We start from the raw sequence: 17,739 nt of genomic DNA on the forward strand, positions 1-17,739 counted from the left end.
AATCTTCGGTAGTCGTTGCGGCGTCATCGTGGCGGCGCGAACCCTGCTTCAATGCACGCATCGCGATGCACAATGGCCGTGATTACCCGGGCTAATCATGCATGATCCGTCTGTGTATGCTTGCGGCTACAAGCCACGCGTACCGACCGGGCGTCATGACAGAGTTGAGTGAGCGCACCAAAGCCAACATGGACGTCGTCCTGGAGGAGACGTGCCGCCAATTGCCGCATGGCGGCGGTCATGACAGCCGCAGGTTCATCGCCGAGCGCCTGATCGAGGCGGCGCAATCCGGCCACTCCACGCTCGGCGAGCTCGGCATCATCGCACGACGTGCGCTGGCGGAGATCATTGCCAAGGGCGGGTAGGCACATCGGCTGCACAACTTGGCAAGCGGGGCGAGGTTAAGACGCAGCTTGCCTCACGGCGGGCCGCGGACGTAACCTGACGGCGAACATTTCCGCGCATCGAGATCCCCCGAAGATGCGGTCCCTGCTTGCGCTCATTGCAGCCTTTGCATTGCTCTCTGCCGGCGCGGCCGTGGCCCAGCCGGTTGGGCAATTTCCATTTGCGTTGACGCGCGAAGGCCAGATGCTCGGCGCCGTCAAAGGCGAGGTGGCCTCATTCAAGGGCCTTGCTTATGCAGCGCCGCCGGTCGGCAGCCTGCGCTGGCGTCCGCCGCAGGCATTGCCCGAGAGTTCGGAGATGAGCACGGCCTACGATTATGGCGCGCCCTGTCTCCAGCCATCGCTGCCGGCCGGGCGCGAGGATTGCCTGACGCTCAACGTGTTTCGTCCCTTCGGCGTCGACGGGCCGCTGCCGGTGATGGTGTTCATTCATGGCGGCGATTTTTTCGTGGGCACCGCCAGTGATCCGCTGTTCGACGGCTCATTGTTTGCGCAGGCCGGGCTCATCATCGTCACCGTGAATTATCGTCTCGGCGCGCTCGGCTGGCTGACGCATCCCGCGCTGTCGGACGGCGGCTCCGGTAATTTCGGCCTGATGGACCAGGTCACGGCGCTGCGCTGGGTGCACGACAACATCGCGGCCTTCGGCGGCGATGCGAACAACGTCACGCTGTTCGGCAACGGCGCCGGTGCCACGTCGATCGCGCTGCTGATGCTGTGCGCCCAATCCCGCGATCTCTTCCAAAAGGCCATCCTGCAATCGGTGCCCGGCCGCGCACTCCTGCCTTCGTCGCAGGAGGCCGAGGCCGCAGGCCGGCAATTTGTTGCAGCGCTCGGGCACGGGGCGGATCTGCGTGCCGTCGAACCGGCACGTCTGCTTGCCACGGAAAAACGTCTGCTGGACAAAGCGCCGCGCAGCTTTGCGCCGGCGATGGACGGACAGCTGGTGACGGAAGACATCGCCGCGGGATTTGCGGCGGCCCATGAGAGCCGCATTCCCCTGATCATCGGGTCGAATGACGACGAGACCCGTTTCGACAGCGAGCTCGAGGTCAAGGAGATGCTGTCCGCTTCGGGCGAGAGCATCGACGCGCTGCGCAAGCTCTATCCGGGTGCCGCGAGGTCGTCGGACGTTGCGGCGAGCTTCTACACCGACAAGGTTTTCTCCGAGCCGGTGCGCATGCTCGCCCGGCTTCATGCCACGACCGGCGCACCGACCTTCCGCTATCGCTTTGCCTACGTGCCGGAAGCCCGGCGCGGCAATCCCGACGAAGGCCATGGGCGCGAGCTGCAGTTCATCTTCGGCGCGGAGGGCGTGCCTGGTGCGGGCATCTTCTCGCGACGGGACCGCGAGGTCGCAAACCGCATGCGCGCCTATTGGATCAACTTTGCCAGGAGCGGCGACCCGAACGGCGCGGAGCTGCCGCATTGGGACGCGGTCGCGGACCGCGACCATCTGCTGCTGATCACGAATGATCGCATCACTAGCGGCGACGACCCCTGGGTGGAGCGTCTGGACCGGCTCGCGCGCGAAAACGGAAAATGAGTTGGAGTTAGGCCGCGAGCTCGACGCGCGGCGCCGGGCTCAGCCGGTCTTCTTCCAGATAGTCCATCGCGCCGTCCTTCTCGACGGCATAGAACTGCTGGCCTTCCTTCGACCGATAGGCGGCGCGAACGACGCCGCGGCGGCCCTTGTCACTGTTGACGACGTCCCCCAGCGCAAACTTCTTCATCTCACGTCTCGCTTGTCTTCAGGCCGATTCCTTCGGCCACGCCGGATTGTGGGCGGCAAATCGTTAACGACTTGCTAACCATACGGGTTTGCCTATGCTCGCCGCCGATTGCGCGACTGCTACACGCGCATGTCGTCCACGAAACGAGCTGACGCAAATGACGCGATTTCCGACCCTGTTCCTGTCCCACGGCGGCGGCCCCTGGCCCTTCATGGAGGACCGGCGGGTGCAATATGCGAAGACGGCCGCGGAATTCGGTCGGCTGCCGCAGCTTCTGCCCGCAAAGCCCAAGGCCGTGCTCGTCATCACCGGCCATTGGGAGGCCGACGCCTTCACCGTGTCGACTTCGGCGCATCCGCCGATGGTGTACGACTATTACGGTTTCCCCGAGCATACCTACCACATCACATATCCGGCGCCGGGCCAGCCCGAGCTGGCTGCGGAGGTGAGGACGCTGCTCACGCGCGCGGGCCTGGATTGCCGGGAAGATCCCAATCAGGGTTTTGACCATGGCACGTTCGTGCCGCTCGGCCTGATGTATCCCAACGCCGACATGCCGATCGTGCTGCTGTCGCTGAAGTCGAGCTATGACGCGGCCGAGCACGTCAAGGTCGGGCAGGCGATCGCCTCGCTGCGCGACGAAGGCATTCTGATCGTCGGCAGCGGCCTCACCTATCACAACATGCGCGGTTTTGGCCGCGCGGAGTCCAAGCCCGTCTCATACGATTTCGAGGCCTATCTGAACGAGGCGATCGGCAATCCGGATGCGGCGCGTCGCAATGCGATGCTGGTCGACTGGGAGAACGCGCCGAGTGCGCGCCTCGCCCATCCGCGCGAGGATCATCTGTTGCCGCTGATGGTCGCCGCAGGCGCCGCGGGCAGCGACGTCGGCAAGCGCGTCTTCGTCGACGAGGTCGCGAACGTGGCGATGGCGTCGTATGTGTTTGGGTGATGAACTCGTAGGGCGGATTAGCGAAGCGTAATCCGCCATCGGGCCGCACCAAAGGCGGCGGATTACGCCTTCGGCTAATCCGCCCTACGCACCGCGCAAGCGGGATGCCATCAGGCCGCGATAGAGTGCCGCGTACTCGCCGGCCCGGTTGCGCCAGGATACGTCGGTCGCGAGGCCCGCGAGCTGCAATTGCCGCCACGCCGCCCTGTCATGGAAGGTGAAGCTCGCGCGCCCCAGCGCTGCCGAGAGATTGGCCGATGTCACGGGCCCGAAGGTGAAGCCGGTCGTCTCGTTCACGGTATCGGCGAGGCCGCCGACGCGCGACACGATCGGAACGGCGCCGTAGCGCAGCGCGCAGAGCTGGGTCAGCCCGCACGGCTCGAACCGCGACGGCACGATCAGGGCGTCAGAGCCGGCCTGGATCAGATGCGCGAGCGCCTCGTCATAGCCGATCACGGCCGCGATCCGGCCCTGATGTCCGCGCGCAGTTGCCAGGTAGCGATCCTGCAGTTCGGCATCGCCGCTGCCGAGCAGGGCCAATTGCATCCCATCGCCCAGGATGGTGGGCATGGAATCCAACAGCAGATCGAGCCCCTTCTGCCATGACAGGCGGCTGATAACGCCGAGCAGCAGCGCATCCGGCCGCGGTTCGAGGCCGAACCGCTGCTGCAGCGCCGCCTTGTTGGCCGAGCGAAACGACAGCTCCTCGGCGCTGAAGCGGTAGGCGATGTGCGGATCGGTGTGCGGATTCCAGACCTCCGTGTCGATGCCGTTGAGGATGCCGCTCAGCACGCTTGCGCGCTCGCGCAGCAGGCCGCCGAGCCCCATGCCGCCCTCGTCGCTCTGGATCTCCCGCGCATAGGTCGGCGACACCGTGGTGATGCGATCGGCCAGTTGCAGCCCGGCTTTCAAGAAGCTGATGCCACCGAAATATTCGAGGCCGTGGACGTCGAACGACGCGTCGTGGGGTAAGCCGATCGCGGCCGCCAGCGTGCGGTCGAACTTGCCTTGATAGGCCATGTTGTGAATGGTCATGACGGTGCCGGGGCGTGCCCCGCCGTCGTAGTGCAGATAGGCCGGCGCCAGCCCGGCCTGCCAGTCATGGGCGTGCACGACATCGGGCACGAAGCTTGCGACGAGACCGTGGCCGATATCGGCCGCGATGCGCGCCAGCGCGGCGAAGCGCACGCCATTATCCGGCCAGTCGATACCGTCCGCGGTGACGTACGGATTGCCCGGCCGTGCGTAGAGGTGCGGCACGTCGAGCACGAACAGGTCGAGCCCGTCATGGGAGCCCGCGAGCAGTCGCCCGGGCCCGCCGAAATAATCCGGCCAGCGCCGGATCTCTTCCGCGCCCGACAGCAGCCGCATCACATCCGGGTAGCCCGGCATCAGCGTGCGCATCTCGACGCCATGCGCCTTCAGCGCGATCGGCAGCGCTCCGGCAACGTCCGCGAGGCCGCCGGTCTTGACGATGGGGTAGACTTCAGAGGCGACCGCAAGGACGCGAACAGGCGTCATGTATTGAGCCTGTCGAGCATCGATTGGGTGACGAGCGATATGCCCTGTTCGGTGGTGCGGAAGCGCTTTGCGTCGAACTCGGGATCCTCTCCGACCACGAGGCCTTCGGGGATCTCGACGCCGCGATCGATCACGACGTTCTTCAAGCGGGCTCCGCGTCCCACATTCACGTAAGGCATGATCACGGCGTTCTCGACATGGGCATAGGAATTGATGCGCACGCCGGTGAACAGCAGCGATCGGCGCAGCGCCGCGCCGGAGATGATGCAGCCGCCGGAGACCAGCGAGCTCACGGCCGAACCGCGCCGGGTCTCCTCGTCATGGACGAACTTCGCCGGCGGCGTGATCTCCGCATAAGACCAGATCGGCCAGGCGCGGTCGAACAGGTCGAGCTCCGGCACCACGTCGGTGAGGTCGATATTGGCAGCCCAATAGGCATCCACCGTGCCTGCATCGCGCCAGTAGGAGCGGGGGTCGTTGCCCGAGCGCACGCAGGAGGTCGAGAACTGATGCGCGATGGCGCGGCCGTTCTTGACGATGTAGGGAATGATGTCCTTGCCGAAATCGTGACTGGAGTTGGTATCCTCGGCGTCGCGCTTGAGCTGGTCGAACAGGAATTTGGCGTCGAACACGTAGATGCCCATGCTGGCGAGCGAGACATCAGGCTTGCCCGGCATCGGCGGCGGATCCTTGGGCTTTTCCAGGAACTGCTGGATCCAGCCGTTCTCGTCGACATGCATGATGCCGAAGCCGGAGGATTCCGCGCGCGGCATCTCGAGGCAGCCGACGGTGACGTCGGCGCCGCTGTCGACGTGCTGTCGCAGCATCACCTCGTAATCCATTTTATAAACGTGATCGCCGGCCAGCACCACGATGAAGCGGGCGTTGTGGGACTCGATGATGTCGATGTTCTGGTAGATCGCGTCCGCCGTGCCGACATACCACATGTTCTCCGAGACGCGCTGGCTCGCAGGCAGGATGTCAAAGCTCTCGTTGCGCTCGGGACGGAAGAAGTTCCAGCCCATCTGAAGATGCCGGATCAGGCTGTGCGCCTTGTACTGGGTGGCGACCGCGATGCGGCGGATGCCGGAATTGACCGCGTTCGACAGCGCGAAATCGATGATGCGGGATTTGCCGCCGAAATAGACCGCGGGCTTGGCGCGCCGGTCGGTCAATTCCAGCAGCCGGCTGCCGCGTCCGCCAGCCAGGACAAATGCCAGGGCCTGGCGGGCAAGCGGCTCATTTCCGGCAGCACTCATGTCATCCTCCCTGAACTCAGGCGCATACCAAGGCCTTCGCGAGACGCTTCCCGGCCGCGCATCGTTGGAACCGATAGTAACGGTACGAATAGTAAATCGGGAAGGTGCTTGTTGGTTGCGAACGCATGGGAAGCTTAACGCTTTGCCCCGGGGGCGCAGGCCCTCCGGAGCCGTCGTCCCGGTGTCATGTCGGCGCCGCGGAGGATCATATTTCGGGCACCTGCGGCATCTTGTGCGCTGCACGCAAGCTCGAGGATTCGACTTGACGCTGGGATGCCTGAAGCGTGACGCTGCGATCCTTTTCCATAACGAAACCTCAGAGGGAGAAAGGCGATGAGTATCTGGAAAACGGCAATTGCCTGCTCGCTCACGGCTGCGGTCGTGGCGGGCCAGCCCGGGCAGGTGACAGCGGCCCCGCTGCCGACCCATGTTGCGGCCATGAAGGCGGCGGCCGGGGATGATGTCACACCGGTCTATTGGCGCGGCTGGGGATGGGGCTTTGGCGGCCTTGCGGCCGGCGCGATCATCGGAAGCGCCATCGCCAGCGGCGGGCCCTATGGTTATTACGGCGGCGGGCCGTATTACGGTGGCTATGGGTATCCAGGGCCGGGCTACGGCTACGGGTATGCGCCGGCTTATTATGGCGGCGGTTACGGAGCGGGTTACGGTTACGGCTACCGTCCCTACTACCGTCCCCGTCCTTACTACAGCTATGGCTACTATCGGCCGCGGGCCTATTACCGCCCCTACTACCAACACTATTGGTGATCGCGCAGGCCTGAGTGGTGGCCTAAAGCGATAGCCACACGATCAAGCTCATGCAGGCGAGATGCCCGAGCACGATCGCGGCGAGATGCAGCGGGCCGGCTTTGAGGCGAAGCCTGCGCATCTCGCCGCTCCCGCGCTAGTTCGATCCCGCGGCCGCGGCGGTGAAGCTGCGGTCGACGGCTTTGCTGACGTCGAGCGTCTTCGGCAGGATGCCGTAGCGCGTCGAGCGGTCGGAGGCTTCCTGTACCTCCTTCACGACGCTCTCGTCGATCACGATCGGGCTGGTGCGCTGCGCGGTGTAGGCCGCCAGCAGCACGTCCTCGGGCAGTTTTGTCAGCTCGGCCGTGCTCCTCGCATATTCACTGATGTGATCCAGCGACCACAGCCGCGCCTTGTTCAGCCGCTGCAGGAGGTCCTGCACCGCCGCGCGCTTGGTGGCGATGGCGCTGTCGGTGGCGACGATGAAGGTGATGGTGGGCGTCAGGCCTTCGCCGTCGGCGATCACGCGCGCCTTGTCCTTCAAGGTGGCGAACGAGACATAGGGCTCCCACACCGCCCATGCGTCGATCGAGCCGGCCACCAGCGCGACCTTGGCATCGACCGGGCCGAGCGGCGCGAAGGTCGCGTCCTCCAACTTGATCTGCGCCTTCTCCAGCGTCGCATCGATCAGGAACTGGCCCCAGCCGCCGCGCGTGCCGGCGAGGCGTTTGCCCTTGAGGTCGGCCGCCGACCTGATCGGTGAATCCTGGCGCACCAGGATCGCCTGCGTCTTCGCATCCGACTTGGTGCCGCCGATCGCCTTGATCGGCGCACCGGCCGCATAGACCGACAGGAAGGAGAGATCGCCGGTGTAGCCGACGTCGAGCGCGCCGGCATTGAGCGCTTCCAGGATCGGCGCTGCCGCCGGGAATTCCGACCATTCGATTCTGTAAGGCAGGTCCTTGGCGTAGCCGGAGATTTCGAGCAGCGAGCGGTTGCCGCCCTTCTGGTCGCCGACGCGCAGCACGACCGTATCGGCCGCGAACGACGCGGCTGCCGTCGACAAGGTGACGGCGGCAGCAAACAGCGAGGCCGCCAACCGGCGCGTGATGGAATGGTCGTGGGAGTTGATGCTCATGTGATCTGTCGTGTTGCTTGCTTGTGACTTTGGCCCACGACACGTGGGCGCGTGATACAGCGAGAGATTCAAGTCTATGATTGCGTGATGCGCAGTCAATGAAATGGCTATCCGTATTGCGGATGCCTCGGGCAATGACGTTTCAGCGCGGTGCAGATTTCGAGAACGCGCGGCGTGCGCGGTCGCAGATGCGCAAAAATCCAGCAACCGATGGAGCCGCAGCGCGTCGTTGCGGGATGATGCCACCGCGAAAATCCTTTCATCGTCGTTCTGCGCGTCGATGGAGAGAATGACTTCGCATCGCGCCACATTCGAAATTCCATTTCATTGACGATGCGGCAGGCGCGCCGCATGATTTGCGCATCGCATCAACGCGGCGCGCAAAGTGCCCGCGAAAAATATTCTCTCGACGCAGCTCCGCACGGAACATGCGCAACGCGAAGCGTTGCGTGAATGGTGGAGCCGTGCCAACTCAGGAGTGGGGCTGATGGGCAACGACAACAAGCGCACCGGGGCGGGCCTCGATCGGCGTCATCTGCTTCAGGCGGGGCTGGCTGCAGCTTTCGCCGCGCCGCTCGGTGCCTTCGGTGCAGCACAGGCCTTTGCACCGCAGGCGATCGCGCCCGGTGTCGACCTCTCGGAATTCCCGCTGTGCCGGACGGCCTCGGACGCGCCCGCGCTCACCGGCGCGCCGCGCAAGCTGAAACTGTCCTGGAATGCCGGTGCGGTCTGTCTCGCTCCGGTGCCGGTCGCCATCGAGCACGGCTTCTTCCAGAAGCAGAATCTCGACGTCGAGCTGATCAATTATTCCGGCTCGACCGACCAGTTGCTCGAGGCGATCGCGACGGGCAAGAGCGATGCCGGCCTCGGCATGGCGCTACGCTGGTTGAAGCCGCTGGAGCAGGGCTTTGATGTCAAGATCGCCGCCGGCACCCATGGCGGCTGCATGCGCGTGCTGACCCGCGCCGATTCCAACGTGAGCAAGCTCGCCGATCTCAAGGGCAAGATCGTCGCGGTCGGCGACCTCGGCGGCCCGGACAAGAACTTCTTCTCCATTCAGCTGGCCAAGCTCGGCATCGATCCGACCAGGGATGTCGACTGGCGCGCCTATCCCGGCAATTTGCTCGACGTCGCGGTCCAGAAGGGTGAGGTGCAGGCCTTCCTGTCGTCCGACCCGCTGGGCTATCTCTGGCTCAAGGACAGCCAGTACAAGGAAGTCGCTTCCAATCTCGACGGCGAATATCGTGACAAGAGCTGCTGCATCCTCGGCTTGCGTGGCAGCCTGGTGCGCGAGGAGCCGCAGGTCGCGCGCGCCCTCACGCAGGCGCTGCTCGATGCCGCGATGTTCACCGCGCAGAATCCGGCCGTGACGGCGAAATCGTTCCAGCCTTACGCGCCGAAGACGGCGTCGCTCGCCGACATCGAGGGCATGGTGCGCTACCACACCCACCATCATCATCCCGTCGGAGAGGTGCTGAAGCGCGAGCTGAAGGGATATGCGGACGATTTGAAGAGCGTGCAGGTCTTCAAGCAGAGCACCGATACCGCCAAATTCGCGGAGCGCATCTATGTCGACGTATTCGCTGTCTGACGGCGTCGCGTCCGGCGCGCCGCGCCTCTCGCGTGGACCGCTGCTTGCGACGTGGTTGCGGGAATCCGGCGCCGGCGTGGCCGCCAGCGCGGCCTGGATCGTCTTCGGTCTCTCCTGCCTGTGGTGGGAGGACGTCGGGGACTGGTCGCGCACGCATTCGCTCGGCATTGCCGCCTTCGTCATCGCTGCGATCGCCCTGTTCGGGACTGTCGGTGCGGACTATCTGGGATCGGCGGGCAGGGCCTTGCGCCAGCGCGCGCCGTGGCTCATTGCGCTCGGCTCTGTCCTGACCTTGTGGGAGCTCGCCACCGCCAAATTCGCCTGGCTGCCGCTGCCGTTCTTTCCGCCGCCGCAATCGATCATCGAGGTCTACACCGACGATCTGCCAAAGCTGCTCGACAGCGTGCTCGCCTCGGTCAAGCTTCAGCTCGGCGGCTATCTCATCGGCGCCGCGGTCGGCTTCCTGACCGGCGTCTCGATCGGCTGGTCGCGCGCGGTCGGCTATTGGGTGCATCCGCTGCTGCGCTTCATCGGCCCGCTGCCGGCGACCGCCTGGCTGCCGATCGCCTTTTTCACCTTCCCGTCGAGCTGGAGCGCCTCGACCTTCCTGATCGCGCTCGCGACCGGATTTCCGGTCACGGTGCTGACCTGGTCGGGAGTCGCCAGCGTCAGCAACGCCTATTATGACGTCGCGCGTACGCTGGGGGCAAAGCCGTCGTTCCTGGTGCTGAAAGTGGCGATCCCCGCCGCGCTGCCGCACGTTTTCGTCGGCCTGTTCATGGGCCTCGGCGCGTCCTTTGCCGTGCTCGTCGTCGCCGAGATGATCGGCGTCAAGGCCGGGCTCGGCTGGTACCTGCAATGGGCGCAAGGCTGGGCGGCCTACGCCAACATGTATGCGGCGCTGATCGTGATGTCGCTGCTCTGCTCCGGCGCGATCACGCTGCTGTTTTCGATCCGCGACCGCCTGCTGGTCTGGCAGAAGGGGACCGTGAAATGGTAGCGGCAGCCGCATTGGCCGAAATCCCCGCGCATCCGGCTGCGGGCGCCGCGCTCGACATCGAGCAGGTCAGCCATGCCTTCGACATCGACGGCGCCGAGCTGCCGGTGCTCAGCGAGGTCAGCATCGCCGTCGAGCCCGGCGAGTTCGTCGCGCTGCTCGGCCCGTCCGGCTGCGGCAAATCAACGTTGCTGCGGCTCGTCGCCGGCCTCGACAAGCCCAAATCGGGAAGCCTGCGCGAGGACGAAGTCCGCATCACCCGGCCACATCCGTCGCGCGTCGTCGTGTTCCAGGATCCGACGCTGTTTCCCTGGCGCTCGGTCTGGGACAATGTCGCGCTGGGGCTGGAGGCGCAGGGCATCTTGAAGAGCCAGCGGCACCGCGTCGATGCCGCGCTCGACCTCGTCGGGCTGTCGGATTTCCGCACCGCCTATCCGCATCAGCTCTCCGGCGGCATGGCGCAACGCGTGGCGCTGGCCCGTGCGCTGGTCAACGATCCCAAGATCCTGATCCTGGACGAGCCGCTGGGCAAGCTCGACTCGCTCACCCGCATCACCATGCAGGCCGAGCTGGTGTCGCTGTGGCAGCGCAAGGGCTTCACCACGCTCCTCGTCACGCATGATGCGGAGGAGGCGCTGGTGCTCGCCAACCGCGTCATCGTCTTCAGCGAGCGGCCTGCGCGCGTGAAGGCCGACATCCGGGTCGACCGGCCCTATCCGCGTCATCGCGGCGACCCGTATCTGGCCGATCTGCGCCGTCAGATTCTTGGCCTCTTGGGATTGGATGCGACATGGTGACTTCTGCAGTTCAGGGACGGGTGGCCCATGGCGAGCCCGACTACATCGCGCGCGCCGAGGCGCTGGCGCCGGTCTTTGCCGCGCGCGCCGCCGAGCATGACCGCACCGGCAGCTTTCCCTTCGAGAATTTTCGCGAGCTGTCCGAGGCCGGCCTGCTTGCGCTGACGGTGCCGGCCGCGCTCGGCGGCGCCGGCGCGGGCGCGCGATACACCGCGCGGGTCCTCGGCATCATCGGCAAGGCCGATCCGTCGACCGCGCTGGTGCTGTCGATGCACTACATCAACCACCTGGTGATGGGGCGGAGCCCGACCTGGCCGTTGCGGCTGTCGCGCAAGCTCGCGCGCGAGACGGTCGAAGGCACAGCGCTCGTCAACGCATTGCGGGTCGAACCCGAGCTCGGCTCGCCGTCGCGCGGCGGGCTGCCGGCGACGATTGCGCGCCGCACCGAGACCGGCTGGCGCCTGACCGGCCACAAGATCTATTCGACGGGATCGCCGATCCTGAAATGGTACCTGGTCTGGGCCCGGACCGACGAGGCCGAGCCGCGCGTCGGCCAGTTCCTGGTGCCGGCGGGCCTGCCGGGCACGCGCATCGTCGAGACCTGGGATCATCACGGCCTGCGTGCCAGCGGCAGCCATGACGTCATCTTCGACGATGTCGTGATCCCGCTCGATGCCGAGGTCGATGTCCGCAAGCCCGCGGATTGGAATGCGCGCGACATTACGCAGGCGACCGTGCACACCGTCTTCGTCGCCGCGATCTATGACGGCATTGCGCGTGCGGCGCGGGACTGGTTCGTCCAGTTCCTGAAGCAGCGCGTTCCCGCCAGCCTCGGCGCGCCGCTTGCCACCCTGCCGCGCGCGCAGGAGATCCTCGGTGCCATTGAGGCCAGGCTCGCGGTCAATGCCCGGCTGCTCGACACCTTTGCCCGCGATTTCGACGACGGCGTCGATCTCTCCACCGGCGAATCCAACGTCATCAAGCTGACGGTCACCAACAATGCGGTCGCCGCGGTCGAGGACGCGCTGTCGCTGACCGGAAATCACGGCCTGTCCCGCAGCAATCCGCTGGAGCGGCATTATCGGGATGTCCTGTGCGGACGCGTGCACACGCCGCAGGACGATGCCACGCGCACCGGCCTCGGCCGCGCCGCATTGGGCCTCTAGCTTTCAGAAAACAACAGGGAGACCATCATGTCGGTCGAGTTCATCGGCTTCATCGCAAACAGCAACGCTTCCGAGACCATCGTGCGCCAGGGGCCGGTGCTCGATCCGCATTACATCGAGACGGTGGCGAAGGCGCATGAGCTCGCGGGCTTCGACCGTGCGCTGCTGGCGTTCCATTCGACCACGCCGGATGCGTTGCAGATCGCCCAGCACGTGCTGACCATCACCAAAGAGCTCAAGGTGATGATCGCGCAGCGGCCGGGTTTTACGGCGCCGACGCTGCTGGCGCGCCAGTTGGCCACGCTCGATCAACTCTATGACGGCCGCGTCTCGCTGCACGTCATCACCGGCGGCAATGCCATCGAGCTGCGCCAGGACGGCAACACGCTCGACGACAAGGACGAGCGCTACGCCCGCACCAGCGAATTCCTCGACGTGGTACGGCTGGAATGGACCAGCGAGAAGCCGTTCAACTACAGCGGCAAGTACTACACCGTCGAGAACGGATTTTCGCAGGTGAAGCCGCTGCAGAAGGGCGGCATCTACACCTTCGTCGGCGGCGGCTCCGATGCGGCGATCGAGGTTTCGGGCAAGCATGCCGACACCTTTGCGCTGTGGGGCGAATCCTACGCCCAGGTGCGCGACGTCACCGCGCGGGTGCGTGCGGCAGCTGCAAAGCATGGACGGCCAAGCCCGCGCTTCAGCCTGTCGGTGCGGCCGATCCTCGCCGACACCGAGGAGGCCGCCTGGAAGAAGGCCGAAGGGATCCTCGAGCGTGCCACCGCGCTGCAGGACCAGACCGGCTATCGCCGGCCCAATCATGCGACCGAGGGCGCCAAGCGCCTGCTGGCCGCGGCCGATCAGGGCGCGCGCGTCGACAAGCGGCTGTGGACCGAGATCGCGAAGCTCACCGGCGCCAACAGCAACTCGACTGCGCTGGTCGGCACGCCCGCGCAGGTCGCCGAAGTCTTCGCCGACTATTACGATCTCGGCGTCAGCCACTTCCTGATCCGCGGGTTCGATCCGCTTCCGGACGCCATCGACTACGGCCGCGAGCTGATCCCGCTGACACGCAAGCTGATCGCCGAACGCGACCAGCAGCGGGGCATCGCGGCCGAATGATCCGGTTCATCATTGCTGCAGCGCTCGCTTTTGCGGGCGCTGATCTCGCGGCCGCGCAGACGACGCTGCGCGTCGGCGACCAGAAGGGCAATTCGCAGGCGGTGATGGAAGCCGCAGGCGTGCTCAAGGATCTCCCCTACAAGATCGAGTGGAAGGAGTTTCCGGCGGCCGCACCTCTGCTGGAGGCGCTGAGCGCAGGTGCCATCGAGACCGGGCTCGTCGGCGACGCGCCCTTCACCTTCGCCGCCGCCTCCGGCGCGCCGGTGAAGGCGATCGCCGCGATCCGGCAGACCGGCGAGGGGCTCGCGATCCTCGTGCCCGAAAAATCGCCGATCAAGAGTTTTGCGGATCTCCGGGGCAAGAAGATCGCGACCGGCCGCGGCTCGATCGGACATCAGCTGATCCTGGCCGCGCTGGAGAAGAACGGCTGGTCCGCGAGCGACGTGCAGATCGCATTCCTGGCGCCGTCGGATGCCAAGATCGCTTACACACAAGGCGCGGTCGATGCGTGGTCGACCTGGGAGCCTTACGTGAGCCAGGAAGAGGTGCTGTTCAAGTCGCGCCGCATCATCACCGCGGAAGGCCTGACACCGGGCCTGAGCTTCCAGGTGGCGCGGCCGGATGCGATCCGCGACAAGCGCGCGGAGCTGACCGACTTCATCCGCCGCCTCACCGTGGCGCGGGCGTGGTCGCTGACCAATGCCAACGGTTATGCCGAGACCTGGGGCAAGCTGATGAACATCCCGACTGCCGTCCCGCAGAACTGGCTATCGCGCGCAAAAATCCGCATCGCGCCGATCGACGACGGTGTGGTCGCGGACGAGCAGAGCACGATCGATCTCTACTTCCGCTGGGGCCTGATCAAGCAGAAGCTCGATGCGGCAGAGATTGTCGACCGCTCGTTCGCGGATGCGATCGCGAAGGCGGGGTTGTAAGGCGCGCTCCTTTCCCTCTCCCCTTGCGGGAGAGGGTGGCATAGGCGGCCCTCGGCCGTCGTTCTAAGAACGCCGATGCCTTGCATCGGCTATGGCGAGAGCGACGAGACGGGTGAGGGGTCTCTCTCTCCGCGATCACGTCTCTGGCATTTCGAACTCGCGGATAGATACCGCTCATCCGGCGCTACGCGCCACCTTCTCCCGCAAGGGGAGAAGGGGATCAACGCACACCTGCCTTCCTCGACACGTTCCTTCTGCATTTCACGTTGAGAACAACGCCCGCATTGCTATTTGCAGCCTCACTCTTGCGCCACGCTCGACTCCGTCAAAAATCAACCGGACGACCACATCGGGAGACCGGCCATGGGCCTGCAAGAAACAAAAATCGAATCGCTTCCCTTCGTCACCGCCGAACTCAACTACCTCGCGCCGGTCTCCGGCAAGCCACGCACTTACGCCTTCGATCCACCGCCGGGCGAGCCGAAAAGCACGTCGTTGCCCGAGCCGCACCAGGTGCCGATCTTCGATGCGCGCCTGATCGCCGACAATTTCTCGCTCGATCGCGAGGGCTTTGCGCTGGTGCGCCATCCGAACCAGGTCAAGGACTTTTACAACGACGAGGAAATCCGCGCTGTCTACTATCCTGCTGTCGAAGCCTTTCTGCGCGCGACGCTGAAAGCCGACCGCGTCGTCATCTTCGACCACACCGTGCGCAGGCGCGTCGAGGGTGCTCCTGATATTCGCGACGGCGGCCCGCGCCAGCCCGCGACGCGCGTGCATGTCGACCAGACCGACGTCTCCGGTGCCAACCGTGTGCGCGAGCATCTGCCTGACGAAGCCGAGGAGCTGCTCAAGGGGCGCGTCCAGGTGATCAACCTCTGGCGGCCGATCCGGGGACCTTTACGCGATTCACCGCTCGCGATGGTCGATGGCACCACGGTCTCTCCCGAGGATCTCGTCGCGTCCGACCTGATCTATCCCAATCGCCGCGGCGAAACCTATTCGGTGAAATACAATCCGAACCACCGCTGGTTCTATTTCCCGGAGATGACAGCGGACGAGGCGCTGCTGCTCAAATGCTATGACTCGGCGACCGACGGCCGCACCCGTTTCGGGCCGCACACTGCCTTTATCGATCCGACCACGCCGGCCGACGCCGCGCCGCGCGAGAGCATCGAGGTGCGTACGCTGGTCTTTCATAAACAGTAACAATGTGTGATGGCACTGCCGGGCGATGCCCGGCAGTGTTCCCGGAACCAAATGGAACCGGGCGACGTTGCAGCGCGTGGCAGGGTAAACCGGGAGCGGTGCCGTGCGAGCGCAGCCGACGCTATTGTTTTGCCTGATCAGTTTTTCGCTTTCTGCATTTTCCGTCGCCCATGCCGAAAGCGGACTTGCCTCATATTATGGATACGGGAAAGCCGGGAGAGGCGGCGAGCTGACCTGCGCGCACCGGACGCGTCCGTTCGGCAGCGTGATCAAGGTGTCCTATAGCGGCCGCACCATCCAATGCCGCGTCAACGATCGCGGCCCGTTCATCCGCGGCCGCATCGTCGATCTCTCGGTGCCCGCCGCCCGCGCGCTCGGCATGATGAGCGCAGGCGTGGTGCGGGTCTCGGTGGAATAGCTCTGCCATCTCGCTATAGTGCCGCCCAAAGCAAGGGGGGAGGGGTGCTATGGCCGGAATCAAGGTTGGACTCGTCGGCTGCGGCTTCGTGTCGGAGCTGCATATGTATGCGTTCCGGCGCGTCTACGGCGTGGATGTCGAGGTTGCGGCGGTCGCTGCACGCGGCGATCATGTCGTCGAATTTGCCGCCCGTCATAACATCCCGCGGGTCTATCGCAGCTTTGCAGAATTGATCGCAGACCGCGCGCTCGATGTGATCGACATCTGCACGCCGCCCAATCTCCATGCCGAGATGATCGTCGGAGCCATGCAAGCGGGCAAGCACGTCATCTGCGAAAAGCCGTTTGCCGGCTATTTCGGTCGTGACGGCGACAAGCAGCCGATCGGCAAGCACGTGCCGAAGGCACTGATGTATGAGCGCCTCCTGAAGGAGATGGACGCAACGCGTGCCGCGATCGAGCGCACCGGAAAGCTGTTCATGTATGCCGAGGACTGGATCTACGCGCCGGCCGTGACCAAGACCGCGGAGATCCTCAAGGCGACGAAAGACAAGATACTGTTCATGAAGGGCGAGGAGAGCCATTCCGGCTCGCACGCGGCGCACGCCGCGCAATGGGCGATGACCGGTGGCGGCTCGCTGATCCGGATGGGCTGCCATCCGCTCTCGGCCGTGCTCTATCTCAAGCAGGTCGAGGCGAAGGCGCGCGGCGAGACCATCAAGGTCGCCAGCGTCACCGGCGATGTCGGCAATGTCACGGCCGCGCTGAGGCCGGAGGAGCGAACCTACATCAAGGCCAATCCGGTCGATGTCGAGGACTGGGGCACGCTGACGGCGACTTTCTCCGACGGCACCAAGGCCACGGTGTTCTCCGGCGACATGATCATGGGCGGCGTGCGCAACCTGATCGAGACCTACACCAGCGGGGGCTCGCTGTTCGCCAACATCACCCCGAACAATCATCTGATGAGCTACCAGACCTCCGAGGAGAAGCTCGCTTCGGTCTACATCACCGAGAAGGTCGACCGCAAAACCGGCTGGCAATATGTCTGCCTCGAGGAAGAATGGACGCGCGGCTATCTCCAGGAGATCCAGGATTTCATGGAATGCGCGGCCACGGGACGGCAGCCGCTGTCGGATCTCGCGCTGGCCTATGAGACCATCAAGGTGAACTATGCCGGCTATTGGGCGGCGGAAGAGGGACGGCGCGTGGTGCTGTAGGACGCCGCCGCGCGTTCGCCGCCATCGATCTTTCCACCTACCAGGCTCCGACAACCATCATCACGGCAATGGTCAGGCAGGAGAGGCAGGCAATCGACGCAGTATAGAATTCGGGCGTATTCAATGTTGCCTCCTGGAAATGTGCGGCTTTCCAAGATACCGGTGCCGTGGCGTGATTATTCCCTCGCCCGCTTCAAGTCGGCGTCGTGTTGCGGGTCCATCCCATCGGGATCGGTGGGTTCGTCGTCCGGCAGAAATTGTTTTGGATGTTTGCGCGTGAGCAGAAGCTGCTTGCGCATCTCTGCAAGGCGCGCGCGGCAGTACTCCTTGTAGAGCAATTCGAATATGGCGGGCATGGTCACCCCCATCGCTGGAATTCACGATCTGAGACCGTCTGATCCGCGCTGGACGGCTTCGAAAGCCAGTGTTGCCGGTTAAGCCAACCTGAGGCGACTGGCTGATCTGCTTGTACGTAGGAAATGAAGCAGCACTAATTATCCAGATCACATTCTAGAAGATTTTTGTTTCAAT

The 17,739-nt window shown here is 64.8% G+C and carries 18 protein-coding genes; 13 read left to right on the forward strand and 5 right to left on the reverse strand.

Going from position 1 to position 17,739, the window contains the following annotated elements; all coding sequences use genetic code 11:
- The first annotated feature begins 116 nt into the window (after window positions 1–116).
- Together QA645_RS12435 and QA645_RS12440 are read left to right on the forward strand one after the other, a co-directional pair.
- A complete protein-coding gene (locus QA645_RS12435) occupies window positions 117–365 on the forward strand; it encodes a hypothetical protein (RefSeq protein WP_309143731.1) in 249 nt (82 codons plus the stop codon).
- A 115-nt stretch (window positions 366–480) separates the two neighbouring features.
- Window positions 481–1,950 carry a carboxylesterase family protein gene (locus tag QA645_RS12440; protein ID WP_283050509.1) on the forward strand — a complete coding sequence of 490 codons (1,470 nt, stop codon included), beginning with the start codon at window positions 481–483 and terminating at the stop codon, window positions 1,948–1,950.
- A 7-nt stretch (window positions 1,951–1,957) separates the two neighbouring features.
- Here the strand turns inward: QA645_RS12440 and QA645_RS12445 are convergent, their stop codons facing one another.
- Window positions 1,958–2,137, reverse strand: a complete 180-nt coding sequence (locus QA645_RS12445; RefSeq protein ID WP_027519499.1) for a hypothetical protein — start codon at window positions 2,135–2,137, stop codon at window positions 1,958–1,960.
- Window positions 2,138–2,294: 157 nt separating this feature from the next.
- On the opposite strand from QA645_RS12445, the gene QA645_RS12450 reads away from it, so the two are divergent.
- Window positions 2,295–3,089, forward strand: a complete 795-nt coding sequence (locus tag QA645_RS12450; protein WP_283050513.1) for a class III extradiol ring-cleavage dioxygenase — start codon at window positions 2,295–2,297, stop codon at window positions 3,087–3,089.
- 84 nt (window positions 3,090–3,173) lie between these two features.
- Here the strand turns inward: QA645_RS12450 and glgA are convergent, their stop codons facing one another.
- Both glgA and glgC read right to left on the reverse strand, forming a co-directional pair.
- Window positions 3,174–4,610: a glycogen synthase GlgA gene (gene glgA / locus QA645_RS12455; RefSeq protein ID WP_283050514.1), complete on the reverse strand. Its 1,437-nt coding sequence runs from the start codon at window positions 4,608–4,610 to the stop codon at window positions 3,174–3,176.
- The gene (glgC, locus tag QA645_RS12460) at window positions 4,607–5,869 is read right to left on the reverse strand and encodes a glucose-1-phosphate adenylyltransferase (RefSeq protein WP_254133250.1); all 1,263 of its coding nucleotides are present in this window, start codon (window positions 5,867–5,869) and stop codon (window positions 4,607–4,609) included. The genes glgA and glgC overlap by 4 nt, the downstream gene beginning before the upstream one ends.
- A gap of 333 nt (window positions 5,870–6,202) precedes the next feature.
- On the opposite strand from glgC, the gene QA645_RS12465 reads away from it, so the two are divergent.
- A complete protein-coding gene (locus QA645_RS12465; protein ID WP_283050516.1) occupies window positions 6,203–6,637 on the forward strand; it encodes a hypothetical protein in 435 nt (144 codons plus the stop codon).
- A gap of 136 nt (window positions 6,638–6,773) precedes the next feature.
- On the opposite strand, the gene QA645_RS12470 is transcribed toward QA645_RS12465, so the two are convergent.
- Entirely contained in the window at window positions 6,774–7,754 is a 981-nt protein-coding gene (locus QA645_RS12470; protein ID WP_283050518.1) for an ABC transporter substrate-binding protein, read from the reverse strand.
- A gap of 487 nt (window positions 7,755–8,241) precedes the next feature.
- Between QA645_RS12470 and QA645_RS12475 the strand changes: the two genes are divergently transcribed.
- The 9 genes from QA645_RS12475 to QA645_RS12515 all read left to right on the forward strand — a co-directional run bounded on the left by QA645_RS12475 (window position 8,242) and on the right by QA645_RS12515 (window position 17,208).
- Entirely contained in the window at window positions 8,242–9,345 is a 1,104-nt protein-coding gene (locus tag QA645_RS12475) for an ABC transporter substrate-binding protein (RefSeq protein WP_283050520.1), read from the forward strand.
- A complete protein-coding gene (locus QA645_RS12480) occupies window positions 9,323–10,345 on the forward strand; it encodes an ABC transporter permease subunit (RefSeq protein ID WP_283050521.1) in 1,023 nt (340 codons plus the stop codon). Before QA645_RS12475 ends, QA645_RS12480 begins: the two co-directional genes overlap by 23 nt.
- Window positions 10,339–11,139, forward strand: coding sequence for an ABC transporter ATP-binding protein (locus tag QA645_RS12485; protein ID WP_283050523.1), 801 nt, complete (start codon window positions 10,339–10,341; stop codon window positions 11,137–11,139). Before QA645_RS12480 ends, QA645_RS12485 begins: the two co-directional genes overlap by 7 nt.
- Window positions 11,133–12,305: an acyl-CoA dehydrogenase family protein gene (locus QA645_RS12490; protein ID WP_283050524.1), complete on the forward strand. Its 1,173-nt coding sequence runs from the start codon at window positions 11,133–11,135 to the stop codon at window positions 12,303–12,305. Before QA645_RS12485 ends, QA645_RS12490 begins: the two co-directional genes overlap by 7 nt.
- A gap of 27 nt (window positions 12,306–12,332) precedes the next feature.
- Complete coding sequence (locus tag QA645_RS12495; protein ID WP_283050526.1) at window positions 12,333–13,427, forward strand: LLM class flavin-dependent oxidoreductase; 1,095 nt, start codon at window positions 12,333–12,335, stop codon at window positions 13,425–13,427.
- Complete coding sequence (locus tag QA645_RS12500) at window positions 13,424–14,362, forward strand: ABC transporter substrate-binding protein (protein ID WP_283050528.1); 939 nt, start codon at window positions 13,424–13,426, stop codon at window positions 14,360–14,362. The genes QA645_RS12495 and QA645_RS12500 overlap by 4 nt, the downstream gene beginning before the upstream one ends.
- 363 nt (window positions 14,363–14,725) lie before the next feature.
- On the forward strand, window positions 14,726–15,571 hold the full coding sequence (locus tag QA645_RS12505; protein WP_254194884.1) for a CmcJ/NvfI family oxidoreductase: 846 nt from the start codon (window positions 14,726–14,728) through the stop codon (window positions 15,569–15,571).
- Between the two features lie 103 nt (window positions 15,572–15,674).
- A complete protein-coding gene (locus QA645_RS12510) occupies window positions 15,675–15,989 on the forward strand; it encodes a septal ring lytic transglycosylase RlpA family protein (RefSeq protein ID WP_283050530.1) in 315 nt (104 codons plus the stop codon).
- Window positions 15,990–16,038: 49 nt separating this feature from the next.
- Window positions 16,039–17,208 carry a Gfo/Idh/MocA family oxidoreductase gene (locus tag QA645_RS12515; protein ID WP_254194883.1) on the forward strand — a complete coding sequence of 390 codons (1,170 nt, stop codon included), beginning with the start codon at window positions 16,039–16,041 and terminating at the stop codon, window positions 17,206–17,208.
- A gap of 176 nt (window positions 17,209–17,384) precedes the next feature.
- On the opposite strand, the gene QA645_RS12520 is transcribed toward QA645_RS12515, so the two are convergent.
- Window positions 17,385–17,564 (reverse strand): hypothetical protein, encoded by a 180-nt coding sequence (locus QA645_RS12520; protein WP_283050532.1) that lies wholly within the window; start codon window positions 17,562–17,564, stop codon window positions 17,385–17,387.
- Between the last annotated feature and the right edge of the window lie 175 nt (window positions 17,565–17,739).

It is taken from the genome of Bradyrhizobium sp. CIAT3101 (assembly GCF_029714945.1).
GTDB lineage: Bacteria > Pseudomonadota > Alphaproteobacteria > Rhizobiales > Xanthobacteraceae > Bradyrhizobium.

Bases quoted from the DNA above. Each gene is read 5' to 3' on its own strand.
- QA645_RS12465 (WP_283050516.1), top strand. From the start codon at position 6,203: ATGAGTATCTGGAAAACGGCAATTGCCTGCTCGCTCACGGCTGCGGTC.
- QA645_RS12505 (WP_254194884.1), top strand. From the start codon at position 14,726: ATGGGCCTGCAAGAAACAAAAATCGAATCGCTTCCCTTCGTCACCGCC.
- QA645_RS12440 (WP_283050509.1), top strand. From the start codon at position 481: ATGCGGTCCCTGCTTGCGCTCATTGCAGCCTTTGCATTGCTCTCTGCC.
- QA645_RS12490 (WP_283050524.1), top strand. From the start codon at position 11,133: ATGGTGACTTCTGCAGTTCAGGGACGGGTGGCCCATGGCGAGCCCGAC.
- QA645_RS12470 (WP_283050518.1), bottom strand. From the start codon at position 7,754: ATGAGCATCAACTCCCACGACCATTCCATCACGCGCCGGTTGGCGGCC.
- QA645_RS12485 (WP_283050523.1), top strand. From the start codon at position 10,339: ATGGTAGCGGCAGCCGCATTGGCCGAAATCCCCGCGCATCCGGCTGCG.
- QA645_RS12475 (WP_283050520.1), top strand. From the start codon at position 8,242: ATGGGCAACGACAACAAGCGCACCGGGGCGGGCCTCGATCGGCGTCAT.
- QA645_RS12435 (WP_309143731.1), top strand. From the start codon at position 117: ATGCTTGCGGCTACAAGCCACGCGTACCGACCGGGCGTCATGACAGAG.
- glgA (WP_283050514.1), bottom strand. From the start codon at position 4,610: ATGACGCCTGTTCGCGTCCTTGCGGTCGCCTCTGAAGTCTACCCCATC.
- QA645_RS12495 (WP_283050526.1), top strand. From the start codon at position 12,333: ATGTCGGTCGAGTTCATCGGCTTCATCGCAAACAGCAACGCTTCCGAG.
- QA645_RS12480 (WP_283050521.1), top strand. From the start codon at position 9,323: ATGTCGACGTATTCGCTGTCTGACGGCGTCGCGTCCGGCGCGCCGCGC.
- QA645_RS12520 (WP_283050532.1), bottom strand. From the start codon at position 17,564: ATGCCCGCCATATTCGAATTGCTCTACAAGGAGTACTGCCGCGCGCGC.
- QA645_RS12450 (WP_283050513.1), top strand. From the start codon at position 2,295: ATGACGCGATTTCCGACCCTGTTCCTGTCCCACGGCGGCGGCCCCTGG.
- QA645_RS12515 (WP_254194883.1), top strand. From the start codon at position 16,039: ATGGCCGGAATCAAGGTTGGACTCGTCGGCTGCGGCTTCGTGTCGGAG.
- glgC (WP_254133250.1), bottom strand. From the start codon at position 5,869: ATGAGTGCTGCCGGAAATGAGCCGCTTGCCCGCCAGGCCCTGGCATTT.
- QA645_RS12500 (WP_283050528.1), top strand. From the start codon at position 13,424: ATGATCCGGTTCATCATTGCTGCAGCGCTCGCTTTTGCGGGCGCTGAT.
- QA645_RS12445 (WP_027519499.1), bottom strand. From the start codon at position 2,137: ATGAAGAAGTTTGCGCTGGGGGACGTCGTCAACAGTGACAAGGGCCGC.